This is a genomic window from Shimazuella soli, from assembly GCF_022511585.1.
In the GTDB taxonomy this organism is placed as follows: Bacteria; Bacillota; Bacilli; order Thermoactinomycetales; family Thermoactinomycetaceae; genus Shimazuella; species Shimazuella soli.
In genome coordinates this window covers 211,889-220,763 of record NZ_JAKWBN010000004.1, presented here as the reverse complement: position 1 = coordinate 220,763, position 8,875 = coordinate 211,889, and the positions used below count along the sequence as shown (strand labels likewise).

8 protein-coding genes and 1 riboswitch are annotated in these 8,875 nt (G+C 39.0%); of the genes, 2 read left to right on the top strand and 6 right to left on the bottom strand.

The window, feature by feature from the left end; all coding sequences use genetic code 11:
* Positions 1–54 precede the first annotated feature (54 nt).
* The 4 genes from MK805_RS11910 to MK805_RS11895 all read right to left on the bottom strand — a co-directional run bounded on the left by MK805_RS11910 (position 55) and on the right by MK805_RS11895 (position 4,247).
* A complete protein-coding gene (locus MK805_RS11910) occupies positions 55–1,347 on the bottom strand; it encodes an arsenic transporter (RefSeq protein WP_240876103.1) in 1,293 nt (430 codons plus the stop codon).
* A 226-nt stretch (positions 1,348–1,573) separates the two neighbouring features.
* Positions 1,574–2,230 carry a YjgB family protein gene (locus MK805_RS11905; RefSeq protein ID WP_240876102.1) on the bottom strand — a complete coding sequence of 219 codons (657 nt, stop codon included), beginning with the start codon at positions 2,228–2,230 and terminating at the stop codon, positions 1,574–1,576.
* Between the two features lie 35 nt (positions 2,231–2,265).
* Entirely contained in the window at positions 2,266–3,147 is an 882-nt protein-coding gene (locus tag MK805_RS11900) for an NAD(P)-dependent oxidoreductase (RefSeq protein WP_240876101.1), read from the bottom strand.
* Between the two features lie 161 nt (positions 3,148–3,308).
* Entirely contained in the window at positions 3,309–4,247 is a 939-nt protein-coding gene (locus MK805_RS11895) for a magnesium transporter CorA family protein (protein WP_240876100.1), read from the bottom strand.
* Positions 4,248–4,452: 205 nt separating this feature from the next.
* Positions 4,453–4,617: riboswitch (M-box (ykoK) riboswitch) on the bottom strand.
* Between the two features lie 194 nt (positions 4,618–4,811).
* Between MK805_RS11895 and MK805_RS11890 the strand changes: the two genes are divergently transcribed.
* Positions 4,812–5,372 (top strand): AAA family ATPase, encoded by a 561-nt coding sequence (locus tag MK805_RS11890; RefSeq protein ID WP_240876099.1) that lies wholly within the window; start codon positions 4,812–4,814, stop codon positions 5,370–5,372.
* A 361-nt stretch (positions 5,373–5,733) separates the two neighbouring features.
* Here MK805_RS11890 and MK805_RS11885 read toward each other — a convergent pair whose 3' ends face one another.
* The gene (locus MK805_RS11885; protein ID WP_240876098.1) at positions 5,734–6,318 is read right to left on the bottom strand and encodes a TetR family transcriptional regulator; all 585 of its coding nucleotides are present in this window, start codon (positions 6,316–6,318) and stop codon (positions 5,734–5,736) included.
* A gap of 339 nt (positions 6,319–6,657) precedes the next feature.
* Here MK805_RS11885 and MK805_RS11880 point away from each other — a divergent pair, with 339 nt between their 5' ends.
* On the top strand, positions 6,658–7,530 hold the full coding sequence (locus MK805_RS11880; protein ID WP_240876097.1) for an NmrA family NAD(P)-binding protein: 873 nt from the start codon (positions 6,658–6,660) through the stop codon (positions 7,528–7,530).
* Between the two features lie 192 nt (positions 7,531–7,722).
* Here the strand turns inward: MK805_RS11880 and MK805_RS11875 are convergent, their stop codons facing one another.
* Entirely contained in the window at positions 7,723–8,364 is a 642-nt protein-coding gene (locus MK805_RS11875; RefSeq protein WP_240876096.1) for a YczE/YyaS/YitT family protein, read from the bottom strand.
* Positions 8,365–8,875: the final 511 nt, after the last annotated feature.

Here is an 8,875-nt window from a genome sequence, read left to right as displayed (position 1 = left end):
AAGTGGGGGTTTTTGATGATATGCATAGTAACTAATCATTTAAAAAGTAGTTTCCTAATGAATAATGATTAACCATAGGTATAGTCCTGTTAAGGTGATAAATAAAGTTGGTACAGTAAGAATAAATCCTATTTTAAAGTAGTACCCCCAACTAATACGAACATCTTTTTTCGCGAGAATATGAAGCCAGATGAGTGTAGCCAAAGAGCCGATTGGAGTTATTTTTGGACCGAGGTCTGATCCTATTACATTGGCATAGATGAGGGCTTCTCGTATGACACCCTGTGTAGGTGTTGCATGTATGGCTAAAGCATTGATCATCAATGTAGGTAAGTTATTCATGATGGAAGAGAGGACAGCGGATAAAAATCCTGTCCCTACTGTAGCTATGTATAAACCACAGTTTGTGAGCCAGGTGATCATTTGACTAAGTTCGTCAGTAAGGCCTGCATTTTTTAAGCCATAAACCACCACATACATGCCGATAGAGAAAATGACAACAGACCATGGGGCGTTTTTCATAATTTTTTTGATCTCAATGGATTTTCTTTTTAGTGAGGCGATAACCAAAATAATAGCAGCAAAACTCACTACAAAAGAAACAGGAATTTCAAAGTATTCACTAATAAAATATCCTCCAAACAATAAGAACAAAGTAAACCAGGTCAGTCGAAATAGGATTAGGTCGTTAATCGCTTCTTTTGGTTGTTTTAGCTGGGATACATCATAGTTTAGTGGGATACTTTTACGAAAGTAGAGAAACAGTACCATTAAACTTGCGCCTATTGAAAATAGATTAGGTACTAGCATTCGACTTGCATATTCTACAAATCCAACGTGAAAAAAATCGGAGGAGACGATATTTGTTAAGTTGCTAATGATGAACGGAAGGGACGAGGTATCCGCGATAAAGCCGCTAGCCATCACAAACGCTAATACCATTTTAACATCGAAATTCAAAATGCGAACTATTGCTAATACGATGGGAGTCAGGATAAGAGCAGTGCCATCATTCGTGAAAAGTGCAGATACGAGAGCACCTAGTAAGATCACGTAGAGAAACATCCTTCTTCCGTTTCCTTTTGCTAAACGAGCCATATGGAGAGCAGACCATTCAAAAAAACCGATCTCATCCATGATCAAAGAAACTAGGATGATTGCTACAAATGCAAATGTTGCATTCCAAACGATTTCTGTCACTGTCCATATGTCAGACCAGCTTATAACCCCGAGTAAAAGTGCTAAAACAGCTCCCCCAGATGCTGACCAACCAATAGACAATCCTTTTGGCTGCCAAATAATGAGAACGATTGTAATAACAAAGAGAAGAAAAGCAATCAGTGACATGTATTTTCTCCTTTTACTAAATAGATGAAATATAGGGAAGGGATAATATTTTTAACTATCTGAATTCAAGTCTATTGTAACTTTAATGAGCAATAAAAAGCTAGTCAAGTCATCTCCTTCATTTCATAAACTTTATCACCTTGAAGTTTACTATTCGAAAATCAAAGTTGAATACTTGAGACGATGCAATAAAATTAGAAAAGAACGAGGTACAGCCCCTCGTTCTTTATTTCGATTCATTCTTTTTCTTTTCATCTTTCTTTTTGTTGTCCTCTGTTTGTTTCTTATATGCTTCTTCTGAATAGACAGAGGAATGATGGATAGTTGGATCATCTTTATTGAGGAAGTAGATCAATTTGAATTGATATCCATTTACATGGTAGATATAAATAGATTCCCCAGTATTATGCTTAATCTCATTTGGCTCCCCCAAAATTTTTACTACTTCAGAACGGGTTATTTCCATTAATTTTGGGTCATGTGAACGTACATCATAAATAAGATCTTTTTTGCCTACTCCAAAATCCAAATTCCGTTTGCTATAAATGTAGTAAGGGAAATCTTTACTTTTTGCGTTTGGCTCTCCATATTTTTTTTTGACATCTTTTAAGGTGTTTATACCAGCTGCAAAATCACTACCTATTACCTTACCAGATCCAGCAAGAGCTAAAGATTGCAACAGGTATTTCTGATGCTCTGGATCAATTTTTTGGGGGATGTTCTCAGGAATGGTTGTTTCTTTTGTTGATGTTGTTTCTTCCAGGGATTGTGATGTTTCAAGCGTGTTGTCCTCATTTTTTTTTGGCGATGCGGAAATGAAGTCACAGCCATTTAATAAGAAAAAAACAAGAGCTGATATACCAATCAGACGAACAAACTTCATTTCATAGCCTCCATAACATAACGTATGTAGGATTTTTATAACTGATTTGCAAGCAGTTTATACAAAGCTTGCGTACCGCTGTTTTCTTCGCCTTTTTTCGCTAGTTCTTCATACAATGACTTCGTTAGTTCTAATCCTGGTGTGCGAATTCCCATTTCTTTGGCCGAATCTAGTGCAATGTTCATATCTTTGATAAAGTGTTTGACAAAAAAACCAGGAGAGTAGTCTTCTGCTATAATTCGTGGTCCTAAATTGCTCAAAGACCAGCTTCCGGCCGATCCGGCAGCAATACTTTTTAAAACTTTTGTTGGATTTAAACCAGCATTTACTGCATATAGAATAGCTTCACAAACTGCCATCATCCCAGATGCGATTGCGATTTGGTTACTCATTTTCGTATGTTGTCCAGCACCAGCTGTCCCTTGCAGGATTACGTTAGAACCCATGATATGTAAGATAGGGGATACTGCTTCAAATGCGGTTTCTTCTCCACCAACCATAATGGTCAATGTACCATTTTTGGCACCGATATCTCCACCTGATACTGGAGCATCGAGTGCAAAAATGCCGGTCTCTTTTGCTGCTTGATAGATTTTTTTTGCCAATGATGGGGTAGAGGTGGTCATATCGATCACATAAGTACCAGCATCCGCATTTGCCAGAATTCCAGATATTCCAAAATAGGTCGTTTCTACGTCTTTGGGATAACCAATCATCGTAATGATAACATCTGCTTCTTGAGCAACTTCTGCGACGGTATCTTTCCAAGTAGCTCCCATTTGTACAAGCTCATCCGTTTTTTCTTTGGTTCGATTGTAAACCAAGAGAGAATAGCCAGCTTGAATAAGATGAGCAGCCATTGATTTCCCCATCACACCTGTTCCGATGAATCCAATAGTAGTATTTTTATTTAGCATGTTTTTTGCAACTCCTTTGCTGGTATAAGAATAATTTACATGTATGAAAGAAAGGAAGCAAGGGGAAGGCTGAGTTCTTCCATTTTCATTCGATATTATATTTAATTCGGAGAAGGGTTCTAAGTAGAAAAAAAGCTGACCATCAAGGCCAGCTTTTTCCCTCATAAATACCGCTTTTTCCAAAACACAAACGTAGTAATGCTAGACAATAAAACTGAAGCAATCATAATGACAGCAAAAGCATGGGGGGAGTGTTGGAAAGGAATAGGAATGTTCATCCCATATACACTCGCAATCATAATAGGGAACGTCAAAATAATGGTTAGGGATGTTAGGATTTTCATGACATTATTCACATTGTTAGAGATGACAGAAGCAAAAGTATCCATTAAGCCACTGACAATGGGAGTATAAATTTCTGCCATTTCAATCGCCTGTCTATTTTCAATGATGACATCTTCTAGTAATTCTTGGTCTTGATCATAAAGTCGTAAATGTTGTCCACGGGATATTTTTTGAGTCACCACTTGATTCGTTTTTAGCGAAGTGGTGAAGTAAACCAAGCTTTTTTGCAAGTTCAGCAGGGAAAAGAGTTCTTGGTTTTTTAAGGATTGCCGTAGCTCTTTTTCAATTTCATTTGTTTTTCGGTTAATCTGTTTTAAATATGCTAGGTAGTACGTAGATACGGCATTTAAAAGCTGTAAGACAAAGCGCGTTTTCATGAAGGTAAAAAAGTTTTTCACTTTTTTGCGTGTGAAATCTTCTAAAATTGGTGTTTCTTTTAGACACACAGTGATCAAGAAGTCTCTTGTGACGATGATTCCGAGCGGAATGGTAATAAATTTTTCTCTTTTGGTGCCATTGGGTGTCATGATGGGCAAATCTATAATAATGAGAGTGCCTTCGTCTTCTTTTTCAATCCGTGATTTTTCTTCTGGGTCCAATGGATCTTTGATGAAGTATTCGGGGATTTGGGCAGCGAGTACTACATCATTGATTTCTTGTTCGGTTGGATTGATCAAATGAATCCAAGTGCCTTTTTCAAATTGATTTACAAGTGCAAGTTGCCCTTGGGTATTGGAACGATACACTTTTAGCATGGATGTTCACCTCTGTTTCATCACATCCAAGTAAAAAGGGAATCATTCTTACTTGGACATGTGTAATGTTGTATAACGATCGACGTATCTCCTATAGCCGGATCATCGGTAAGAATGATCCCCACCTCCCTTGATGGATGTAAACAGAAAAACCTTCCACTCAATGAGCGAAGGTTTTACAGCACAGAAAAAATGCGCAGCCGACAAAACCTACCTCTCGTTGAGTTTTAGCACTGTATAGCATAGGCTTATGCCAGCTACGTTAAGAAAGACCTTAAGCCGATCTTTCCTGTTCTACCCATTGGCGTCTTTCGACATTTTTGGGCAGTAGCTTCTCTCTATACAGGAGCCTCACCTAACGGTAAGTTAATTTTTAATTCCTTCTATACTATACGCGCATCATAGCTGATGCGTCAAATGTTTTCTTTAATAAAGGCTTATTTTTAGAATTTCGTACACATTTTGATATTTAAAGTCCTAGCGCTTTTCGTAGATCAAAGTAGACATTAGTTATAAATGATATAATATTAGGAATATTTATTGAATGAAGTTAGGGGGAATCGCATGAAGTTTGTTTTATTATTTGGACCACAAGCTGTTGGTAAAATGACTATTGGACAAGAACTAGAAAAGATAACAGAACTGAAGCTTTTCCATAATCATATGACGATTGAACTAGTTTATCCTTATTTTGGATTCAGTGCTGAATCGTGGAGACTATCAGATTTGTTTCGCCAAGAAATATTTAAAGCTGTGGCCGAAAGTGATTTATACGGTTTAATTTTCACTTATGTATGGGCTTTTGACCAACAAGGAGACTGGGATTTTGTTCAAAAAGTTTGCGACATGTTTGAATCAAAGGGTGGCACTGTTTACTTTGTTGAACTGGAAGCGGATATAGAAGAAAGACTTAAGCGTAATAAATCTCCTCACAGACTTGAGCAAAAACCTACAAAAAGAAATATCGAGCAATCTGAACACCATTTAAAAACCACCATGCAAAAGTACAGATTAAACTCGACAGAGGGAGAAATAACAAGGGAGAACTATATTAAAATAAATAATACAAACTTAAAAGCAGAAGAAGTTGCTAAAATCATAAAAGAAAAATTCCAGTTGTATTAAAGTTCTAAACGGATATACAACCCGGAAACCAATGAAATATAATAATTTCGATTTGCTTATACAAAGATCTTGACATATTCTAGCATGGGATTTTTCCTTGAAAAGGATATTGTTGTTTGTAGTTCTTTCCATTTGTGTATTCAAAGGAGAATCTTTTGTCTTTTAAAGAGAGAATCCCAGTATTCAAAATTATCTGGGATTCTAATGCTGGATGGGGATTATTTAGCTGTCTTCACCTTGGTTTGTCGCAAGGCGTATTCAACAAATAGAAAAAGTGTATGTTTTGCTATATAAGTTGTATTCTTGGATTCGATCTAAATTTGGTTCATAACCGAGCCCAGGTCGGTTGGTAGCTATGTCTTCAGCCACCCATTACGGGTGCCAAACCCGCCGCCACAACCACCAACACGTCTCTTACCATCGCTTCAACCGTGCGATTTTGGGGATTTCGACTCCACTGGACGGCTGACCCCAAGATCCCCCAACTGATGACGAGGGCTGTGGTTTCCACAATCTCTTGCGAGGCAGAAGTATTCGAATCTTCACTCAACCATTTGAACAAAATTTGATAAAGTTCTTTTTGCATTGCAATTTCTAACAGCGGTTCAAACTGACTGTTCGCTGGGATCATATATTGTCGATTATGAGCAAGAAAAACGAAAACAGTTAGAATTAGGGTTCTTAAGCTAGTAATATCCGAAATTGAAAAATCAGGCAATGATTCTTTCAGTTTCCTCTGAAATTTCCCCCTCATCCAACACTCAAGAAATGCATATTTATCTTCGAAGTGCGCATAAAATGTGGCGCGATTCACAGTCGCTCGATTAGTAATATCTTGCACGGAAATGGAGTAAATATTTTTCTTTTGTTCAAGCAGTTCTATAAAGGACTGCATTAACAACTGACGCGTGCGTTTCACGCGGGGATCATTTTCGTTTACTGGCATGTCCACTACACTCCTCCACTTAGGATTACTTAGGGTTCCATTAATTAATAAACCAAGAAAACTCCTAAGCTCAAAGACAACAAAAACGCATGAATGTTGTCTATACAACGATAAGGGCCATTTGCTGATTGCTTGGATTGTTCAAACAACTTATGATTCATTATACAGTGTAGTTTACACGAAAATGTTGTCTAAGCAACACTGTAATTTTTTATCTTGGAGACTTAGGTTATTTAGAACCGGCAAAATGCAAGAAAGGATGTTGTATGTGAAAGAAATGATGAAAACACAATCTGGAGAACCCAGTGTCATTCGAAATTTTTCTTGGAGGTGGTATACATGATCGTCATTGCCACTCCTACTGGGCAGATTGGCCATCAGGTACTTGACAACGTGCTCGATAGCGACGTGCCGATTCGCGTGATTGCCCGTAATCCTTCCCGTTTGTCCCCGAAGGCTCATGGGCGCGTTGAGGTGGTTCAGGGATCTTTGACCGATATCGATGTTATCACTGAGGCGTTCGCGGGCGCCAATAGCGTTTTCTGGTTGCTGCCCCCTAATCCTAACGCTGCAAGTTTCAACGGCCACATGCAGGAATTCACTCGTCCTCTGTGCGAGGCAATCACTAGGCAAAACATTAAGCGCTTGGTCTACGTTGCAGGACTGGGTCACAAGGAAGCCACGTATGCGGATTCGACAGGACGGGTGATGGACGAGATGATCGAGAAAACCGGAGTGAGCTACCGGGTGCTGCGGATGCCGGCGTTCATGGAAAATCTCCTCTGGCAGGTCAAGTCCATCAAGCATCAAGGTATGTTCTTCTACCCGATTTCTGGAGATCGTAAGCTTCCTACCTGTGCCACCCGTGATATCGCAGCTGTCGCGGCGAAACTATTGCTGGACAATACTTGGAATGGGCAAGACTATTTTCCGATCCTTGGATACGAGGACCTGTCCTACAATGAAATGGCTCAGATCATGTCCGAGGTACTCCAGCGGCCTATCCGCTACCAGCAGGTCTCCGGCGAAGCCTACAAAGCAACTCTGATGCAGCACGGATCGACTGAGGCGTCAGCAAAATGGCTGGTCAACCTGCTGGTATCAGTTGATGGGGGGCTCTATAACACCGAGCCACGCACTCCTGAATCCACTACCCCTACCAGCTTCCGTCAATGGTGTGAGGAAGTGCTCAAGCCAGCTGTCCTGTCTTGAGCACCACTTGGACAAGAGCAAACGTGGAGTTAGTTTTTTCCTTTACTCTTACCAGTAGTCTTTTTTATGCTCAAAGTTCGAAAGGATCATGAATGATAGATTGCGAGCGGGAAAATCCAAAAGATCATAATCATTGAATTTAGAATGCAAAACACCACATAAGAAATCCTCATGTGGTGTTTCACTGCATTTCTAATCGCTCAACTGTGTGCCGTACGGTTTTGCCATTATTCGTTCCCACAGAGGGATAAACTGTTTGATCAAAGGTCCGATGGTCAGTGCTGTTAACAGTGTACCAACAGAAACTGGTCCTCCGAACAAAAAGCCAAACAATGTGACTGTGCATTCAATTCCGATCCGGGTTTTGCTGATGCTCCAGCCCATTCGTTCATGCAAAACTAACATAAAGCTATCGCGCGGTCCAGCTCCGATCCGTGGTGAGATATACATACCCGTACCAAATGTATAAATTAGCAAACCGGCAGTAAACAAGCAGATTCGTTCGATAAGAGTCTCCCCAGAAGGGAGCCATTTTAACCACATGAATAAGTCAATAAACAGGCCAAAGAAAAACATGTTCAAAAACATACCTATATTTGGCTTGATTTTACCAATGAAATAAGTCGCAAGAATGATGATAGCTCCCATAATTTGCGACCACATCCCAATGGTTAGTCCAAACGTATTTTGTAAACCGATATGCAGTGTGTCCCATGGAGCAACACCTAAATGGGCTTCAATCATCATGCCGATTCCATAACCCATGACTGCCAATCCAAGCATGAACATACTATATCGAATCACCATCGGATGAAGCAAAAACTTTTTCCTCATAATGAATTCCCCTTCATGAATGATTTTTTCAAAAGATATAGGGAGGTGATTGAGCAAATACTACTTGTGTTTCTAAATGATTAGCGAGCATATGCATATCGGTTACCTTCTTTCAGTAGTAGCATTTTTGTTATTTGGTGAACCGTCATAAGGGGAATGAGGGTTTGCTTGTTCAACAGGATAATTGTCATCTATATGGAATTATTTTATTTTTAAATTATCTATGCTATTTTTATATAAAATAAATTACTTGTCAACACATTTTGGATTATAGACAGTGTAGCTGTAGGGTACAAACCTTGGACAAACTAAACTAGATAGATGGAGAGTTGTTGCAATTGACAGTAGATTCTATTGTTTCACTTGCTTTACTGTTAAAAATGAGAGGAAGAAAAGGGGAGATTCAAACAAAAAAATGATGATAAATCCAGAAATCTGGTAAGGGAACTGGGATGTCTGTATTCTGAATTTCGTTTTATATGTACTAAGTGGGTTGTTAATACCAAAGACA